The sequence below is a fragment of the Methylobacterium sp. AC433 genome, from assembly GCF_979253015.1.
Map to the genome: position 1 here is coordinate 411,791 of NZ_CEEDBN010000003.1, position 18,355 is coordinate 430,145.

At 67.0% G+C, this 18,355-nt stretch carries 16 protein-coding genes; 5 read left to right on the top strand and 11 right to left on the bottom strand.

Going from position 1 to position 18,355, the window contains the following annotated elements:
* Positions 1–111 precede the first annotated feature (111 nt).
* Positions 112–981 carry an outer membrane protein gene (locus AC0IWM_RS07945; RefSeq protein WP_471754034.1) on the top strand — a complete coding sequence of 290 codons (870 nt, stop codon included), beginning with the start codon at positions 112–114 and terminating at the stop codon, positions 979–981.
* A gap of 105 nt (positions 982–1,086) precedes the next feature.
* Here the strand turns inward: AC0IWM_RS07945 and AC0IWM_RS07950 are convergent, their stop codons facing one another.
* The 9 genes from AC0IWM_RS07950 to AC0IWM_RS07990 all read right to left on the bottom strand — a co-directional run bounded on the left by AC0IWM_RS07950 (position 1,087) and on the right by AC0IWM_RS07990 (position 12,025).
* Positions 1,087–1,521, bottom strand: a complete 435-nt coding sequence (locus tag AC0IWM_RS07950; protein ID WP_471754036.1) for a GlcG/HbpS family heme-binding protein — start codon at positions 1,519–1,521, stop codon at positions 1,087–1,089.
* A gap of 210 nt (positions 1,522–1,731) precedes the next feature.
* Positions 1,732–2,706: an HpcH/HpaI aldolase/citrate lyase family protein gene (locus AC0IWM_RS07955; RefSeq protein WP_471754038.1), complete on the bottom strand. Its 975-nt coding sequence runs from the start codon at positions 2,704–2,706 to the stop codon at positions 1,732–1,734.
* Positions 2,707–2,836: 130 nt separating this feature from the next.
* Positions 2,837–5,596 carry a phosphoenolpyruvate carboxylase gene (locus AC0IWM_RS07960; protein ID WP_471754041.1) on the bottom strand — a complete coding sequence of 920 codons (2,760 nt, stop codon included), beginning with the start codon at positions 5,594–5,596 and terminating at the stop codon, positions 2,837–2,839.
* Between the two features lie 236 nt (positions 5,597–5,832).
* Entirely contained in the window at positions 5,833–6,726 is an 894-nt protein-coding gene (gene sucD / locus AC0IWM_RS07965; protein ID WP_471754044.1) for a succinate--CoA ligase subunit alpha, read from the bottom strand.
* Between the two features lie 20 nt (positions 6,727–6,746).
* The gene (locus AC0IWM_RS07970) at positions 6,747–7,925 is read right to left on the bottom strand and encodes a malate--CoA ligase subunit beta (RefSeq protein ID WP_056475259.1); all 1,179 of its coding nucleotides are present in this window, start codon (positions 7,923–7,925) and stop codon (positions 6,747–6,749) included.
* A 230-nt stretch (positions 7,926–8,155) separates the two neighbouring features.
* Positions 8,156–8,797, bottom strand: coding sequence for a methenyltetrahydrofolate cyclohydrolase (gene fchA, locus AC0IWM_RS07975; RefSeq protein ID WP_471754046.1), 642 nt, complete (start codon positions 8,795–8,797; stop codon positions 8,156–8,158).
* A 5-nt stretch (positions 8,798–8,802) separates the two neighbouring features.
* Positions 8,803–9,663, bottom strand: a complete 861-nt coding sequence (locus AC0IWM_RS07980; protein WP_056475264.1) for an NADP-dependent methylenetetrahydromethanopterin/methylenetetrahydrofolate dehydrogenase — start codon at positions 9,661–9,663, stop codon at positions 8,803–8,805.
* A gap of 115 nt (positions 9,664–9,778) precedes the next feature.
* Entirely contained in the window at positions 9,779–10,717 is a 939-nt protein-coding gene (locus tag AC0IWM_RS07985; RefSeq protein WP_471754049.1) for a D-2-hydroxyacid dehydrogenase, read from the bottom strand.
* 99 nt (positions 10,718–10,816) lie between these two features.
* Positions 10,817–12,025, bottom strand: a complete 1,209-nt coding sequence (locus AC0IWM_RS07990) for an aminotransferase class V-fold PLP-dependent enzyme (protein WP_471754051.1) — start codon at positions 12,023–12,025, stop codon at positions 10,817–10,819.
* Between the two features lie 557 nt (positions 12,026–12,582).
* On the opposite strand from AC0IWM_RS07990, the gene AC0IWM_RS07995 reads away from it, so the two are divergent.
* From AC0IWM_RS07995 to AC0IWM_RS08005, 3 genes are all read left to right on the top strand, one after another.
* Positions 12,583–13,434 carry a UDP-2,3-diacylglucosamine diphosphatase gene (locus tag AC0IWM_RS07995; protein WP_471754053.1) on the top strand — a complete coding sequence of 284 codons (852 nt, stop codon included), beginning with the start codon at positions 12,583–12,585 and terminating at the stop codon, positions 13,432–13,434.
* Positions 13,431–14,510: a glycosyltransferase family 4 protein gene (locus AC0IWM_RS08000; protein ID WP_471754055.1), complete on the top strand. Its 1,080-nt coding sequence runs from the start codon at positions 13,431–13,433 to the stop codon at positions 14,508–14,510. Before AC0IWM_RS07995 ends, AC0IWM_RS08000 begins: the two co-directional genes overlap by 4 nt.
* Before the next feature lie 65 nt (positions 14,511–14,575).
* Entirely contained in the window at positions 14,576–15,205 is a 630-nt protein-coding gene (locus AC0IWM_RS08005) for a ribonuclease HII (protein WP_471754057.1), read from the top strand.
* Here AC0IWM_RS08005 and AC0IWM_RS08010 read toward each other — a convergent pair.
* Positions 15,171–16,295, bottom strand: a complete 1,125-nt coding sequence (locus AC0IWM_RS08010) for a PA0069 family radical SAM protein (RefSeq protein ID WP_471754059.1) — start codon at positions 16,293–16,295, stop codon at positions 15,171–15,173. The genes AC0IWM_RS08005 and AC0IWM_RS08010 overlap by 35 nt on opposite strands.
* 169 nt (positions 16,296–16,464) lie before the next feature.
* Between AC0IWM_RS08010 and AC0IWM_RS08015 the strand changes: the two genes are divergently transcribed.
* Positions 16,465–16,986, top strand: a complete 522-nt coding sequence (locus AC0IWM_RS08015; protein ID WP_471754061.1) for a glycosyltransferase family protein — start codon at positions 16,465–16,467, stop codon at positions 16,984–16,986.
* 56 nt (positions 16,987–17,042) lie between these two features.
* Here AC0IWM_RS08015 and AC0IWM_RS08020 read toward each other — a convergent pair whose 3' ends face one another.
* Positions 17,043–18,047, bottom strand: a complete 1,005-nt coding sequence (locus AC0IWM_RS08020; RefSeq protein WP_471754063.1) for a phosphatase PAP2 family protein — start codon at positions 18,045–18,047, stop codon at positions 17,043–17,045.
* Positions 18,048–18,355 lie beyond the last annotated feature (308 nt).

Genomic DNA, 18,355 nt, shown 5'->3' on the forward strand with positions numbered 1-18,355 from the left:
TCAGTCCGTTACCTGACGCTTCCGAAGGGGGTGTGTCCTGTGGGGCATAGTGCGTCGTGACAACCCCGGGTAGCTTGACGGCAATTCTCCGACCCTGGGACAGACACCCCGATGATCGCAAAATTCCTTCTGGCCGGCGCTGCTTCGCTCGTTGCCCTCGGCGCGGCCCATGCCGCCGACCTTCCACGCCGTCAGGCGCCGCCGCCGGTCTTCGTGCCGGTACCGGTCTTCACCTGGACCGGTTTCTACATCGGCACCCACAGCTCGTACGCGTTCAGCGACAACCAGACCATTCGTACGGTCGGCAACAACCTGAACACCTCCACGAACGTCGCGCTCGGCCGCCGTGCTCCCAGCTTCAAGGCTGAGCAGGACGGCATCGGCAATGTCGGCGGTGGCATCGGCTATAACTACCAGTTCACCCCGGGCTCCGGCTTCGTCGTCGGCGCCGAGGCCGACGTGACCTGGACCGACATCGGCAAGCGCCGCGATTACTTCGGTCCGGCCATCGCCCAGAACAACTTCATTCCGGATCCGAGCAGCTACCGGAACCGTCTGAACTACCTCGGCACCGTGCAGGGCCGCCTCGGCTACGCCTTCGACCGGTTCCTGGTCTACGGGACCGGCGGTTTCGCCTACGGCGACGTCAAGTACCAGGCCGACTTCTTCAACACCGCCAACCAGCTCGCCTATTTCGGTCGCTACAAGGGCATGGAGACGGGCTACGTCTACGGCGGCGGCATCGAGTACGCGATCCCCACCGATAGCTTCCTGAACCGCTTCAACTTCATCGGCGGCCTCCTCGGCGCCAGCGCGATCACGCTGAAGGCCGAGTACCTTCGCTACGACCTCGGCAGCCGCAACGTTCTGGTGAACAACACCGGTCTCGGCGCTCCGGCCACCGGCTCGTACACCTCGCGCTTCAACACCGAGGGCAACCTCATCAAGGCCGGCTTCAACTACAAGTTCGGCTCGATGTAAGGTTTGGATCGGCGGCCCTCAGGGGTCGCCGCTTTCCGCGATCACAAGGAAAAGCCCCGCTCGCGAGAGCGGGGCTTTTTGCCGTTCGGGGATGTCGGGGGCGGATCAGGTGCGCCAGGGATGCTCGGGCAGTTCGGTCGAGCCGATGGAGCTGGCGCCGGCCAGCGCCACCGCGTGGTCGTTCTCCACCGTCGAGCCGCTGACGCCGATCGCGCCAGACATCTCACCGTCCTTGTCCACGATCGGGATACCACCCGGGAAGGTGATGAGGCCGTCGTTCGAGTGCTCGATGCCGTAGAGCGGACCGCCCGGCTGCGAGAGCTGGCCGATCTGGCCGGTCATCATGCCGAAGAACACCGAGGTCTTGGCCTTCTTCTGCGAGATGTCGATGGAGCCGACCCAGGCGCCATCCATCCGGTAGAATGCCTTCAGATTTCCGCCGGAATCCACGACGGCGATACACATCTGCGTGCCGAGCTCAACGGCCTTGGCGCGAGCCGCTTCGATAGCCTTGTGCGCGTCTTCGATGGTCACGTGCATGATGGGATCTCCTTGGATGGATGGTGGGAGTCTTGTGTCATGCGGCCGCCGGTGAGCCGGGTCCGCATTGGTTTGACAACGCTCGCTGCTGACGGCCTTGGGCTTACGAAGGGCGACCCGGACTGGTGCCGGAATCCGGCCCCGAAACAAAAGGGCCGCCCTCGAAGGGGCGGCCGAGTCATGGGTCTCTTCGTGCGTCGCGCCGAGCCTTCAGCTGGCGGACATCGCGTTGGCCTTCTCGATCAGCGCCTCGGCCATGCGGATGGAGGCGATGTCGATGAGGCGGCCGTCGAGGGAGACGGCACCACGGCCGGCCTTGGCGGCCTCTTCCATGGCCTCGAGGATGCGACGGGCCTTGGTGACCTCGGCCTCTGAGGGGGTGAAGACCTCGTTGGCGAGATCGATCTGCGAGGGGTGGATCGCCCACTTGCCCTCGAAGCCGAGAGCGGCGCAGCGGCGGGCCGCCGAGGTGTAGCCGTCCGGATCGGAGAAATCGCCGAAGGGGCCGTCGATGGGGCGCAGGCCGTAGGCTCGGCAGGCGATCAGCATACGGTTCTGCGCGAACAGCCAGGGGTCCTGCCAATGAGTTTCGCGATTACCGGCCTCGTCCTTGTCGGTGAGCACCGAGAAGTCCTTGTTCACGCCGCCGATGACGGTCGAGCGCGCGCGGGTCGAGGCGGCGTAATCGGCGACGCCGAACGACATAGCCTCCAGGCGCTTGGAGGAGGTGGCGATGGCCTCGACATTGGCCATGCCCAGCGCCGTCTCGATCAGCACCTCGAAGCCGATCTTCTTCTCGCGCTTCTTGGCCTGCTCGATCTGAGTCGTCAGCACGTCGATGGCGTAGACGTCGGCCGGCACGCCGACCTTGGGGATGAGGATCATGTCGAGGCGCGGACAGGCTTCGACGATGTCGACGACGTCGCGGTACATGTAGTGGGTGTCGAGACCATTGATGCGGATCATCATGGTCTTGCTGCCCCAATCCAGGTCGTTGAGCGCCTGAATGATGTTCTTGCGGGCCTGCTCCTTGTCGTCCGGAGCCACCGCGTCCTCAAGGTCGAGGAAGATGACGTCGGCCTTCGAGCTCGCGGACTTCTCCATGAAGGTCGGGTTGGAGCCGGGGACGGCGAGCTCCGAGCGGTGGAGACGCGGGGTCGCCTGCTGGATCAGGGTGAAGCTCATTGGGTATCCTTCCTGTTCGACGTGTTCTGGACGTTCATGAGACCCGAAAGTCGGGCCACCATACCGATGGAGGCCGGCCCGCGCGCTAGCCCGAAGGCCGCGGAGCCCCTCCCGTACCCTTACAATTTCGTCAGCCCGTCGCGCCGAAGCCGACGGCGATACAGTTGATTGACAGCAACAGGGCAGATTTCACCGCCTCGCGCTGGTCTTCGTCCTCCTCCGAGCGGAAGCGGCGCAGCAGTTCGACCTGCTCCCGGCTGACCTGGTTGATGGTCGGCAAACGGCCATTGAGGCGGTCGCGGAACAGGGGGAAGCGCTCGGCGAGCTCGCTGCCGCCGCTGACCCGCAGAGCCATCTCGCGGGTCAGGGCGTACTCGGCCTCGATCAAGGGAAAGATGCTGTTGCGCGCGCCCTCGTCGGGGACGAGGCTCGCGTAGTCGCGGGCGATCTCGAGATCGACCATCAGCAGCGTCTTCTCGACCTCGTCGAGGATGAGGCGGAACGGCTTCGATTCGGCGAAGAGCCGCTGCAGCTGCGCCTCGCCCTGCTGGCCGCGCACGTCGAGGAAGCTCTTCAACCCGGAGCCGACGCCGTACCAGCCGGTGATGACGTGGCGGTTCTGCGACCAAGCGAACACCCAGGGAATGGCGCGCAGATCGGACAGCGAACGCGCGCCGAAGCGGCGTGCGGGCCGCGACCCGATGTTCAGGAGCGCGATCTCGTCCAGCGGACTCGCGGACCCGAAATAGGTCACGAGGTCGGGGTGCTGGATCAGGTTGACGTAGGCCGCGCGCGAGGCACCCGACAGGGCTTCGAGGCAGTCGTCGAATTCGCTGCGCGGCGTCCGGGCCGCCTCGCGCTCCGATTTCAGGGCGTGCTGAAAGACCGAGGAGGCGAGAAGCTCCATCTGGTAGGCGGCGGTGCCCCGGTTGGCGTATTTGAACGACACGACCTCGCCCTGCTCCGTCGTGCGGAAGCGGCCGTTGATCGAGCCCGGCGGCTGGGCGGCGATGGCCCGCGCGGTCGGGGCGCCGCCGCGGCTCACCGAACCGCCACGGCCGTGGAAGAACGCGATCGGCACGCCCGAGGCCTTACCGAGCTGGGTCAGCTTGTCCTGCGCCTTGTAGAGTTCCCAGTTCGAGGCGACGAAGCCGCCGTCCTTGTTCGAATCCGAGTAGCCGATCATGACTTCCTGCACGCCGCCCTGCCAGCGGGTGGACCGGCGCACGAGCGGGATCGAGAACAGCTCCTTCATGATCGCCGGCGCAGCGCGAAGATCGTCGATGGTCTCGAACAGCGGCACGATCGGCAGGCAGCAGATCTCGGTGCCGGCGGCGTCGAGGAAGTTGCCGGCTTCCTTGGCGAGCAGGTAGGCGCCGAGGATGTCCTGCACCGAGCGGGTCATCGACAGGATGAACGAGCCGAAGGCTTCTCGGTCGAGCTGCTCGCGCATCTCGCCGACCAGGGCGAAGGTTTCCAGGGTCTCCCGGGCGTCGTCGGGCAGATTCTCGAAGCTCCGCTCGCCGCTGCGCGGCCTTGCCAGCTCGTCGATGATCCACTTCTTCCACTCGGGCGAGTCGACGTCCGGCGGCGTTCGGTTCTGCCCGTTGGCCTGCGTCCAGAGAGCCTGCAGCGTCTTCGTCGTGCGGGTGGTGTTCTCGCGCAGATCCAGGCGGACGGTGGAGAAGCGAAAGATCTCGACCATGCGCCGAACCGGGCGCACGAGATCGACGGCCAGAGACGGGCACTTCGCGTCGGCGAGCCCCTGCTCCAGGGTGCGCAGGTCGTTGATCAGGCCGTCCGCGCTCGGATAGTCCGGCCCGGTCGAGCGCTGGCCCTTGTTGCGCAGGATGGTCGCCTCGAGCTTGCGTAGGACGCAGGTGAGGAACTGGCGATAGGCCTCGCCCGGGTTGCGGCTGGCGATGGCGCGACCGTCTCCGCTCTCGGTCAGCATCTGCGCCAGGGCCGTCTTGAACGTCTCCGGCACCGGCAGCGAGCGCTCGGTCAGGGAGAGCGTGCGGCCGAGCGCAGTGACGCCGTCGCGGTAACGCCGCAGGGAGGCGAGTGCGTTGCGCTGCAGGGTGGCGCGGGTGACGGAGGAGGTGACGTAGGGGTTGCCGTCGCGGTCGCCGCCGATCCAGGAGCCGAACTGGAAGAACGGCGGCACCTCGAACTTCTCGTCGGGATAATACTGCGTCAGGCTCTCCTCCAGGGAATAGAGCACCTCGGGCAGCATCTCGAACAGCGTCTCGTCGAAGAAGTGCAGACCCCAGGCGACCTCGCGCTCCACGGTCGCCTTCTCCAGGTGCAACTCGCCCGTCATCCAGACGAGCTCGATCTGGTCGCGCAGCTCGTTCATCAGGCCGTTGCGCTCGCGCTCGGTCCAGCGCGGCAGCTCCAACTCGCGCAGCACGAGGTAGATCCGGCGGAACTTCTCCAGCACGGTGACCCGCTTGCCCTCGGTGGGATGCGCCGTGATCGTCGGCCGGATCCGCAGGTCCTTCAGCAGGGTGTGGATCTCGGGCGCCTTGATGCCGCTGGCCGCCGCATCGGCCAGGACGGCGCTGAAGCTTCCGCTCAGGGCCTCGCGGCCCTTGGTCCGCTCCACCTGCCGGCGCCGGCGCATGGCGGCGTTCTGCTCGGCGATGGAGAGCAGCTGGAACCAGATGCCCTGCACCTGGAGGGCGCGGGCGAGGAGTTCGGGCGAAAAGTCCGAGATGTTGGCGCGCCCATGCAGCACGTCCTCGAGTTCGGGCTCGTGCCGGCGCGCCACGGCGAGAAGGGCATGGAACAGGATGTCGAGGGCTTCCTTCGACGAGGTGCCCGTGATCACGGGCGGCGCGAAGGTGTGGTCGACGGCTCCAACCGGAGCGTGAAGAGTATCCGTCATCGAAGGCCACCTTGAGAAAAATTCTTCGCCGACTGACCGCGACGGAAGCGGGCGATGGGAAGGCGGTGACGTTGAGCGATCAGAGGCTATGGGCTGCGCGTGCCCTCTCCTTACTGCGGGAGAGGACCGCTCTCGACGCGGGTCGGGTGAGGGAGGAGCCTCTCCGGATGTGGCGCCCCCCTCTCCCGCCTGCTCCGCAGGCCCCTACCCCCATCGTGGGGGAGGGTTGTCTCGCCTCAGGCGGCGAGCTTGCGCATCACCTGCGCCACCGTGGCGCCGAACTCGCCTGGGCTCGGCGCAACGGTTAGGCCGTAGGAGCGCATGATCTCGGCCTTCTCGGCGGCTGAGTCGCCGGTGGCGGAGATGATCGCGCCGGCATGGCCCATGCGGCGCCCCTTCGGAGCCGTGAGGCCGGCGACGAAGCCGACCACCGGCTTGGACATGTTCTCCTTGATCCAGGCCGAGGCCTCGGCCTCCTGCGGACCGCCGATCTCACCGATCATCAGCACGGCCTGGGTCTCAGGGTCCTGCTCGAAAAGGGCGAGATGGTCGAGGAAGGACGAACCGTTGATCGGGTCCCCACCGATGCCGACCGAGGTCGAGATGCCGATGCCCTCGGCCTTCATTTGGGCGGCGGCCTCGTAGCCGAGGGTGCCGGAGCGCGAGATCACGCCGACATTGCCCTTTAGGTAGATGTGGCCGGGCATGATGCCGAGCATGGACTTGCCGGGGGAGATGATGCCGGCGCAATTGGGGCCGACCACCATGGTCCGGCGCTCCTTGGGATAGCGGCGCAGGTAGCGCTTCACCCGCATCATGTCCTGCGCCGGGATGCCGTCGGTGATCGAGCAGATCAGCGCGAGGCCGGCATCGGCGCCTTCCATGATGGCGTCGGCCGCGAAAGGCGGTGCCACGAAGGTGATCGAGGTGGTGGCGCCGGTTGCCTCGACGGCCTCTTTGACGGTGTTGAACACCGGCACGCCGAGATGGGTCTTACCGCCCTTGCCGGGGGTGACGCCGCCGACGACGTTGGAGCCGTACTCCATCATCTCCTTGGCGTGGAAGGTGCCCTTATCGCCCGTGATGCCCTGGATCAGGATCGGGGTCTTCTCGTCGATCAGAATGCTCATGACGTATCCTCCCCTGCGTCTCAGTGGCTTTTCTTGGCGGCTTCGCAGGCCTGGACGGCCTTCGCCGCCGCGTCCGACAGGCTGTCGGCGGTGATGAGATCGAGGCCGCTCTCGGCCAGGATCTTCTGGCCCGCCTCGACATTGGTGCCGGCGAGGCGAACCACGAGGGGCACGTCGATCTTCACCTCGCGCGCCGCCTGGATGACGCCCTGGGCGACCCAGTCGCAGCGATTGATGCCGGCGAAGATGTTGACGAGGATCGCTTTGACGTTGCGGTCGGAGAGGACGAGGCGGAAGGCCGTGGCGACCCGGTCCGGCGACGCGCCGCCGCCGACGTCGAGGAAGTTCGCAGGCTCTCCGCCGGCGTGCTTGATCATGTCCATGGTGGCCATGGCGAGGCCGGCGCCGTTGACGATGCAGCCGATCTCACCCTCGAGGCCGATATAGGAGAGGTTGTGCTCGGCGGCCTGGGCCTCGCGCGGGTCGCCCTGCGAGGGATCGTGCATGTCGGCGATGTTGCGCCGGCGGAACATGGCGTTGTCGTCGAAGGACATCTTGGCATCGAGGGCCAGCACCCGGTCGTCCTTGGTCACGACGAGGGGGTTGATCTCCAGCATGGTGCCATCGCAGTCGCGGAACGCCCGGTAGGCGTTCATTATCGTCTTCACGGCGGCCGAGACCTGCTTGATGTTCAGGCCGAGCTGAAACGCGATCTCGCGGGCCTGGAATTGCTGCAGGCCGACCGCCGGCTCGACGACCACCTGGATCAGGGCCTCGGGCTCGTTGGCGGCGATTTCCTCGATGTCCATTCCGCCGCGCTGGGAGGCGATGACCCGGACGCGCTCGGCCTTCCGATCGAGCACGTAGCCGAGGTAGAGTTCCCGCTCGAAGGGATCGGCGGTCTCGACATAGACGCGCTGAACGGGCTTACCCTCTGGTCCGGTCTGCAGGGTCACGAGGCGCTTGCCGAGAAGGTCCTTGGCGGCGTCGCGAACCTCGTTGTAGGTGCGGCAAAGCTTGATGCCGCCGGCCTTGCCGCGGGCGCCCGCGTGGATCTGAGCCTTGACCGCCCAGAACGAGCCACCGAGCTCGGTGGCCGCATAGACCGCTTGGTCGGCGCTGAAGGCGACGGCTCCCTTCGGAACGGCGACGCCGAAACCGGCAAGCAGTTCCTTGGCCTGGTACTCGTGCACGTCCATGAGCGTTCTCCTCGGCGTTTCTTCCTTGCCGCGACTGTCTCGTAAATTTCACTTCACGGAAAGTCCTTTGCGACTTATATTTTTTTACAGCCTCGTTCACTCTGCCTTGAAGGCAGCTCGACTGTATTCAGTTTGCACAAGAGCTGCCCCGATGGCGTCGGGAGCAGCTCTTGGTATATCAGATCACGCGTTTTGACTTCGCATGACGCCTCTGCGTTCGCGACGGACGCTCAGTTCACCTTCGCCTTCACGATATCGTAGATCGACTCGTTGAGGGGACCAGCCGAACCCAGGAGGGTTTCGAGCTCACGCAGGCGCTCGTCCGCGAAGGCGCGGTCCTCAAGGCCCTTGGCATTCACGTAGACGTTGAGGGCAGCGCTGCGCAGGCCTGCATGGGCCGAGAGCACCGCGACGCCGGCATCCGAGATGACGTTGAGGTTGCCCTTGTCGGCCACGATCTGGGCGAGGTCGATGACCTTGCGGCAGGCGCGGCAGCAGGCGAGCGGCACGTCGGTGGCGACCTTGAGGGCGGCCTGGATCTTCTCCTGGCGCGCCGCCTTGTCCTCGTCCGTGACCTTGGGGAGTCCGTAGGCCCCCATCACCGCATCGAAGGCCTCGACGTCGTCGGCGATCATGCCGGTGAGCTCGGTGCGCAGGGCCTCGGACTGGGCGAGGATCTGCTTCAGCTCCTCTTCGACCTCGACGTACTTCTTCTTCCCGACGGTGAGGTTGCACACCATGCTGAGGAGTGCGGCGCCCATGGCGCCGGAGATGGCGGCGGCACCACCCCCGCCGGGGGTGGGCGCCGAGCTCGCCAGACCGTCGAGGAAGGTCTGGATGGTCTCGTTCGCGGCGTTCTCTTTCGTGGCCATGGCGGTCAGGCCATCTTCTTCGCGAGGGCGTAGATCGCCTCGGCGTCCAGCACCTGCTCGGTGTTGTCGAAGAGCTGGCCCACGCAGGCGCGGTGCAGCTTGAGCTTCAGGCCGCCGATGCCGAGCGCGCCGAAGACCTTCTTGCCGTGGCGGTCCTTGCCCTTGTCCATGGCCTCGATTCCGCCGAAGCCGAGCGGCGGCTGGGCGTTGTAGTCGGCCACGAACTCGATGCTGGCCTCGTCCTTCCAGGCCTCCTCGGGCAGGAGCTCGAGACCGATCGCGCCGGCCGAGAACACGATGTTCTGGCCCTTGACGATCTGCGCGCGCGAGGCAGCGTCGGAGGTCTCGGCGGCCTTGATGCTGACCTTGAACCGCTTGTTGATCTGGTCGGCGGCGGCCTGCGCCTTATCAAGCGAGCGCCCGCAGAGCGTCACTTCGGCGCCCTCCTGGGCGAGCAGGGCGGCCGAACGCATGCCGACCGGGCCGGTGCCGGCGAGGACGACGGCCTTCTTGCCTTCGAGCGACCCGGCGGCTTTCTGGACCAGGGCGACGCCAGCGGCGGCGGTGGTGTTCGAGCCGTTGGAATCCAGCATGATCGAGACGCGGAACGGACCGAAGAAGCGCTTCTTCACCGCCTCGAAGACCGCCTCGCCGGCCGCCATGCTGCCGCCGCCGACGAAGATCGCCGTCGACTTCTTCTCGGAGCCGCCGCGGGTGTAGATCGTCCCGTCGACCAGGGCGCCGACATTGTCAGGGGTCACGTTGCCGTAGCCGGTGATGTGATCCGCGCCGCCATCGTAACCGACGACCACGTCGAACACGCTCGGGACGGCGTCGGTATCGAATTGGAACAGCAGCTTCTTCATTGTCTCAGAATCCCTGTCGGTCCCGCGCTCGGCGCGGCTGGCATATGGTCTCGATAGATCGACCGCTTCGGCGATCATGCGGCGCTCCCCCGGCCGGTCGGAGCGCAAACCGCCTTCACACCACGTTCTGCGGCTTGCCGGCAACGTAGGCCTCGACGTTGTCGACGAGTTGATCTGCGAGGATCTGCATCGCCTCCTTGCTCGCCCAGGCCACATGCGGGGTGACGATGAGGTTCGGCAGATCGAGCTCGCAGAGGATGTTGCCGTTCTTCGGAGGCTCGGTCATCACGACGTCGAAGCCGGCGCCACCGATGGTACCGGCCTTCAGCGCCTCGGCCAGGGCCTCCTCGTCCACGAGGCCGCCGCGGGCGGTGTTGATGAGAAGCGCGTGCTTCTTCATCTTGGCGAGCTGCTCGCGGCCGATCATGTTGCGGGTCTCGGGCGTCAGCGGCGCGTGCAGCGTGATGACGTCGGATTCCGTGAGGAGCGTCTCGAAGTCGACGAGGCCCTCCTGGGGAAACACGTCGTAGGCGATGACCTTCATGCCGAGGGCTTCCGCGCGCTTGGCGATCGACTTGCCCAGCGCACCATAGCCGACGATGCCGAGGGTCGAGCCGGCGATGTCGTGGATCGGGTAGTCGAAGTAGCAGAACTGGGTCGACTTCGCCCAATCGCCTCGGCGGACCGAATTGGCATAGGGCACGATGGCCCGGCGCAGGGCGAACATCAGGCCGATCACGTGCTCGGGCACGGTGTTGAAGGCGTAGTTTCGGATGTTGACGACCGTGATGCCCTGGGCCTTGGCGGCCTCCTTGTCGACCACGTCGGTCCCGGTGGCGGCCACCGCGATCAGCTTGAGGTCGGGCAGTTGCTTCAGGGTGTCGGCCCGCATCGGGACCTTGTTGATCAGCGCGATCTCGGCGCCCGTCAGGCGCTCGACGATCTCCTCCGGCGTCCAGGTCGAGTCGTACTCGACGTAATCATGCGGGAAGTTGAACGCGCGCACCTTGGCGTCCAGGGACTCGCGGTCGAGGAACACGATCTTCTTCGTCATGGAATCCTCTGGCCGATCCGGCCACGTCACGGATAGAGCAGGTCGCGGATGGGTCGTCGGGCATGCCGGAGCGGGCGGACCCGCCCCGGCACCTCGAGATCAGGACTTCGACAGCGGGTTCTCGCGCAGGTAGCTCGACGCGGCGGCGACGCCGGAGCCGGGCTGAACCTTCACGCCGTGGTCGAGCATCGCCATCTCGGCACCCGCGATGGCGCCCAGCAGCGACAGCTCGTTCATGTCACCGACGTGGCCGATGCGGAAGACCTTGCCGGCGACCTTGCTCAGGCCGGCGCCGAGCGCGAGGTTGTAGCGCACGTAGGCGTGCTTGATGATCGCGGCGGCGTCGACGCCCTCCGGCACGAGGATTGCCGTGACGGTGTCGGAGTTCCACTTGGGATCCTTGGCGCAGGTCTTCAGGCCCCACGCGGCCACGGCCTGGCGGGTCGCCTCGCCCAGCACGTGATGGCGGTGATAGACGTTCTCGAGGCCTTCCTCGTTGAGGCAGGCGAGCGCCTCGCGCAGACCGTAGAGCAGCGGCAGCGACGGGGTGTAGGGGAAGTAGCCGGCCGGGTTCTGCTTCTGGTGGTCGGCCCAGTCGAAGTAGACATGCGCCAGGCGATCGTTCTGACCCGACGAGGTCTCGGCGGCCTTGAGCGCCTTCTGGCTCACGCAGATCACGCCGAGTCCGGCGGGGAGCATCAGGCCCTTCTGCGAGCCGGCGATCGCGCAATCGACCTTCCACTCGTCCATCTTGAACGGCAGCGAGCCGATCGAGGAGACGCCGTCCGCGAACAGCAGGGTCGGGTGGCCGGCCGCGTCGATGGCCTTGCGCACGGCGCCGACATCGCTGGTGACGCCGGTCGCGGTCTCGTTATGGACCACCATCACGGCCTTGATCTCGTGGTTCTTGTCGGCGCGCAGGGCCTCGCCGATCCGCTCCGGGTTGGCGCCCGTACCCCACTCTTCGTCCTGCACGATGACTTCGAGACCAAGGCGCTCGGCCATGTCGATCCAGAGATGGCTGAACTGGCCGAAGCGGGAGGCCAGCACCTTGTCGCCGCGCGACAGCGTATTCGACAGAGCGGATTCCCAGATGCCGGTGCCGGAGGCCGGGAACAGGAAGATGGTGCCGTCCTTCGAGCCGTAGACCGCCTTGGTGTCTTCGAAGAGCGGCTTCGTCAGCGCCGGGAAGTCCACCGAGCGGTGATCCTCGGACTGCACCATCATCGCGCGCATCACGCGATCCGGGATGTTCGTCGGGCCCGGGACGAACAGGTGGTTCCGGCCGGGACGTCGCGTTGCCGCCATGATGTTTTCTCCGTTTCTCACGTTGCGCCCGCACGCGCTCCGCGTGCGGCGACACAGATGCGCCGAGGGGTGGAGCGGACCGCGCGGACCATCCCGGATTGATCCCGGATGGTCCTGGCGGCCGCTGGTCAGATTAATCGCGGGACGAACTCGTGCGTGCGCGACGCCCGGACGGATGGCGGACCCATGTCCGCTCGCGCCGAAGGCTGACCTTCGACGCCCGTCGCCGCACGCGCCACCGAATACCTCAAGCCTCTTCTCCATGGGCCGGGTCGCGCTCGAACCGCGCTGACCGCTGAGCCGTTTTCAGCGTCGTCGTCCCCGGGGACGGCACCCTTGGTTCGCCTCGATGGGCTCCGGTCATGCGTCCTCGGACGCGGCCCGGTGGGGCACCTTGAGCGGGACTATGCCCGGCTTCAGCCTGAAAGGAAAACCCGAAATACTTGGTCTCAAGTCAAAATTTTTTTTGTGGAAGAAGAGCTTACGTCGCGGCGCGGGACGAGCGCGGTGTCCGGGGGGCGACGTCATCAAACTGATACGGGAATCCGGTTTGGCTCATGGCATCGGAGGATGTTCCGGAGGCGATCGTGGGCGAAGAGACCGAGGCGACCCGCGTCCGGACGCTGTTCCTGTCAGACATGCATCTTGGGACCAAGGGCTGTCAGGCCGACCTGTTGCTGGAATTTCTGCGCGATTACGATGCGGACGAGATCTATCTCGTCGGCGACATCATCGACGGCTGGCAGCTCAAGTCGGGCTGGTACTGGCCGCAGAGCCACAACGACGTCGTGCAGAAGCTCATGCGCAAGGTGCGCAAGGGTTCGACGCTGGTCTACGTCCCGGGCAATCACGACGAGTTCCTGCGCGACTACATCGGCATGACCTTCGGCGGCATCGAGATCGCCGACCAGCGCCTGCACGAGGCAGCCGACGGCAAGCGTTACCTCGTCATCCATGGCGACCAGTTCGACATGGTGGTGCGCCACGCCAAGTGGCTCGCCTTCCTCGGCGACGGCGCCTACACCTTCGCGCTCTTCATCAACACCTACGTCAACACCGCGCGCCGCCGCCTCGGCCTCGCCTACTGGTCCCTCTCCGCCTGGGCCAAGCTGAAGGTGAAGAACGCCGTCAATTTCATCGGCAAGTTCGAGGAACTCCTCAGCGCCGAAGCCAAGCGCGTCGGCGCCGATGGTGTGATCTGCGGACACATCCACCACGCGGCCAACCGACAGATCAACGGACTGACCTACCTCAATACCGGAGACTGGGTGGAATCCTGCACCGCCATCGTCGAGCACTACGACGGCACCATGGAAGTTCTCCACTATCCGAGCCTGCTGCGGGCGCGCAGCGCCCGGTCCGACCTCGTCGGACGCCCGCGGCCCGACGGAGCCCGGGCCGTCGCGTGAGGCTCCTCATCGCCACGGATGCCTGGCACCCGCAGGTCAACGGCGTCGTCCGCTCGCTGGAGAACATGGCGGCGGCCGGGGCGGCCTACGGCTTCGACCCCGTGTTCCTGACCCACCAGGACTTCGCCTCCCTGCCGTTGCCGGGCTATCCTGAGATCCGGCTTGCCTACGCCACCAAGCGCCACGTAGCTCGCCTCTGGGACGAGCTGCAGCCGACCCATGTCCACATCTCCACGGAGGGGACGGTCGGCTACGCCACCCGGCGCTATTGCCTCGCTCATCGCCGGCCCTTCACCACGAGTTACCACACCCGCTTCCCGGAATACCTCTCCGCCCGCGCACCTGTGCCGGAGGCCTGGAGCTACGCTTGGCTGCGGCGCTTCCACGGCGCGGCGAACGGCACGATGGTCTCGACCCCGTCCCTGGAGCGCGACCTCGCCGCGCGTGGCTTCACCAACCTGATGCGCTGGACGCGCGGCGTCGACACCGACCTGTTCCGACCCCGGGCGGAGGGAACGCCGGAGCCGGCCGACCTCGCCGGCCTGCCTCGCCCGATCTTCCTGTCGGTCGGCAGGCTTGCGGTCGAAAAGAACCTCGAGGCGTTCCTGCGCCTCGACCTGCCCGGCACCAAGGTCGTCGTCGGCGACGGTCCGGACCGGGCGCGCCTCGCGGCGCTCGCGCCCGAAGCGCGCTTCCTCGGCACCCGGACCGGCGCCGATCTCGCGGCACTCTATGCCGGTGCCGATGCCTTCGTGTTCCCGAGCCTGACCGACACCTTCGGCATCGTGCTCCTAGAAGCCCTGGCCTGCGGCGTCCCGGTGGCCGCCTATCCGGTGACCGGCCCCCTCGACGTCATCGGGCGGACCGGTGCCGGTGTCCTCGACCACGACCTCAGAAGCGCGGCCCTCGCCGCCCTGGACATTCCACGGGCGCGCTGCCGCAGCGAGGCCCTGCGTTACACCTGGGCGGAGAGCGCGCGCCAATTCTACGACAACATCGCCCGCGCGCACGGCACCGCGCCGGTGCGGTTCCGGACGACCGGCAAGGCCCCGCGAGGCGTCGCCGAGCTCGGCTGAAACGTGGACCGGACGCGCCTCGCGCGCTAGGGCACCGGATTGCCCCCTCCCCCGGAACCCGCCCGATGCCGCCGTTCGACCCGTGCCTGGCCGAGACCTACCCGGCGGTCATCGGCTGCGACGAGGTCGGGCGCGGCGCCCTGTGCGGGCCCGTGATCGTCGCGGCGGTCTGGTTCGAACCCGCCGCACTTGAACCCGGCCTGCTCGGCCGCCTCGACGACAGCAAGCGCCTGAAGGCCGCCGAGCGCGAGGCACTGACGCCACTGATCCGGGCACAGGCCCGCGTCACCGTGGCGGCGGGATCGCGCGCCCTGGTGGATCGGATCAACGTGCGCGCCGCCACCCTCGACGCGATGCGGCGGGCGGTCCTCGCGCTCGGCCTCGACGCTCCCGTCTGGGTCGACGGCCGCGACCCCGTCCCGGGCCTCGCCCTCCCGTGCCGCGCGGTGATTGGCGGCGACCGGCTGGTGCCGCAGATCGCGGCCGCCTCCATCGTCGCCAAGACCCTGCGCGACGCTCTGATGCGGCGGCTCGCCGGCCGCTACCCGGATTATGGCTGGGCCAGCAATGTCGGCTACGGAACGCGCACCCACCTCGCCGGCCTCGCGAGCCGGGGCCGGTCGCCTCATCACCGTCTGAGCTTCACCCGCGCCTATGACTTCAGAACAGGCTCAGCTGGTCCGTCGGAACCCTGAACAGATCGGTCCGCAGGCGGCGCCGCACCTCGGGATAGCCGAGGCGCTGCCGGGCCAGGCGCATGCGCTGGCGGATCAGGTCGGCATAGGCCCCGGTGCCGGTCATCCGCGTGCCGTAGGCGGCATCGTAGGCGCGCCCGCCCCTGGCCTCGCGGACCAGCGACATGACGTGCCGTTGGCGGCCGGGGTAGTGCTCGGCGAACCAATCGTTCACCAGGGCATCGAGTTCGAGGGGCAGACGCAGGAGCACGTGGCTCGCCTCCACGGCCCCGAAATCACGGGCTCTGGTGAGGATGGCCTCGATCTCGTGATCGTTCAGCGAGGGGATGATCGGCGCGGCGATGACCATCACGGGAATGCCCGCCGCGCTTAGGCGTCCGATCGCCTCCAGGCGTTTTTCCGGGTGCGGCGCCCGCGGTTCGAGCCGCCGCGACAGCGCCGGGTCGAGGGTCGTCACGGATACGGCCACCTTCACCAGCCCGTCCCGTGCCAGGTCGGTCAGCAGGTCGAGGTCGCGCACGACGAGGTTCGACTTCGTAACGATCCCGACCGGGTGGCGGAAGCGCGCCAGGACCTCCAGCACCGCGCGCGTCACGCGATGCTCTCGCTCGATCGGCTGATAGGGGTCGGTGGCGGTGCCGAGGGCGATGGTCGCCGGGCTGTAGCCCGGCGCGGACAGCTCTCGTTCGAGCAGGACGCCGGCATTCACCTTCCGAAACAGCTTGGTCTCGAAATCGAGGCCCGGCGAGAGGCCCACATAGGCGTGGTTCGGCCGCGCGAAGCAGTAGACGCAGCCATGCTCACAGCCCCGATAGGGATTGATCGACCGATCGAACGAGATGTCGGGCGAGGTGTTGCGGGTGATGAGCGTGCGGGCGTGCTCCGGCCTCACCTCGGTCCGCAGAGGAGCTGCAGCCTCGAGCCCGAACCACCCGTCGTCGAAGGTTTCCCGCCGCGCTGCTTCGTATCGCCCGCCCGGATTCGCCGTGGCACCCCGACCGCGCCGCTCGGCCGGTTGCGGCGTCGTCTCGCCCAGGCGTCGCGGCGGTTCGAGGCTGGACGGTATCGTACGGGAGAAGTCTGCAGGCATGAACCAAATTCAACAGAAGCGACAGGTCAAGAACATATCACGAACACAGAGGGCGCGGAGTGCGAATATTTCAGGCAGACCGCTCGTCCCTCAGCATTTCTACCCGCCTGCCCACGGCGCTTTGCCGTGAGATGGCTTTGCGCGACGCAAAAATGCGGTATGCGCGCGCATGCTCTCGGCTCTCATCTCAGTGACCCGGCCCGCCGACCCCGATGCCGTCGATCAGCTCGCCGATACCCTCGGCGCTCTGGTGGCGGGCGTCGCGGCAGGGCTCGTCGGCGACGCGGTGATCATCGTGCCCGCGGCGAACTCGGCCATCGAGACCGTCGCCGAGGCGACCGGCGCCAAGGTCGTATTGCGCGGGCGTGGTTCGTCGCCCTGGTCGGCGGGCGCGAAGGCCGCACGGCGGGACTGGGTCCTCTGCCTGGAGGCCGGCGACGTCCCGGCCGAGGGCTGGATCCGTCTGCTCGACCGCTTCATCGGCACCGCCCGGCCGGAGGTTTCGCTGGCCCGCCTGCGCCGTCCCCATACCGGCCTTCCGGCGCGCCTGGCTGCCCGGGGCGAGAGCGTGATCGGCGCACACGCACCGCGCGCCGGCGACCTCGTGCGTCGTGAGCGTCTGCTGGCCGGGCCGAAGTTCAGCCGCCGCCTGAAGGCCCGCGCACTCTCGGCGCGCCTCGACCGGGCGTGATCGCGCGGATGCGGACCGCGGCTGGCCCGCGAGTCGCCGGAGGCGTCAGGGATTTGTCAGGGCGTCACGGCCCTGAACGCGGTCACGGGATCCATCCGGCTTCGCCAGGGGACGAGGCCGGATGCTAGGACCCGGGCCGCGACGAGGAATGCGACCGCTCCCAGCCCTGCACCGACGATGAGGTCCGTCAGGTAGTGGCTTCCCTGAACCGGTGTCGCCGCCAGCATCAGGCCGTTGAGGGCGGCGGCGAACCAGCGAATGATTGGAAGCGACCAGGCGGACATCACGAAGATCGCGGCGGCCGCGGCATGCCACGAGGGAAACGTCACAAGCCGTAGATCGGGGAAAGCCGGCAGGACGGACGGCAGCTCGGCCCGTCGAAGCCACAGCAACGGCTGCGTCATCCCATCCGTGAAGTCGAGGGATGCATCCGCGTGCTGGTCGGGCGTCATGCCGTGGAAGTGATAGGCGCCGAGGGCCGGGAGGAAGAAGGCCCCGAGACAGACGAGGCAGAACGACAGCGGGAGCGCGACCTGAAGGCACCCGAAGCTACCCAGGTCTCGTCGCCAGACGAAGGCGGCGCCCAGCAGGAAGGGCTGAACCCAGATCGACCCATAGGCGAGATCGAGAACCCGGCTGAGGACGGGATGCGCCGTGACCCAGCGGAAATACAGGCCCCAATCGAAACCAAACGCCCGGTCCGCTGCCGCCAAACCTGCGTCGACGAAAGAGAATTCGCGACCGAAATGAAAGAGGATGTACTGCGCGCGATAACTCGCGACGCCGGACATGAAGAAGAACGCTGGCACAAAAATGCAGAGGGCGAGGCGCGTTTCATTTCGTATGTTCAGATAGTAAAACCCTCCTGCCGCGAGGGCCACCGACATCGCCACGAACACCAGATCGGACTTGAGGGCCTGCTCTCCGCTGAGTACCTCCGGCGCCATCCGGCAGAACAGGATTCGCGCGATAGCTAGTGCCAGGACGATGAAGAAGGCGGCCCAGATCACACCGGCACTGCGGTCCATGCCCCGCACGGGCGTGACATCGTTCGAGGCCATCCGGAGATCCCTGGAGTGTTCTACACCTCCAGGTAGTACGGCACCGGTTACGATTGCCTGAATTCGGCAAGAGCACTGGGGCCGACAGGCCGACTTGTCAGCCCCTCTACGCTACCAGGATCGCGGTTGAGGACTGGCCGTTTTCAGACTCGTGCACGTGGACCGCCACGGTGCACCGGCGAGCCTCTCTCGACGGCGATGGTCGGGAGACACGAAGGAACCGGATACCGCGCCCGATATGGAGCCTCATGAAACCATGGAAGCCCGGTCGCGGATGTTTTGGGCGCGTGTTCGAAAGTGGCCGAAGC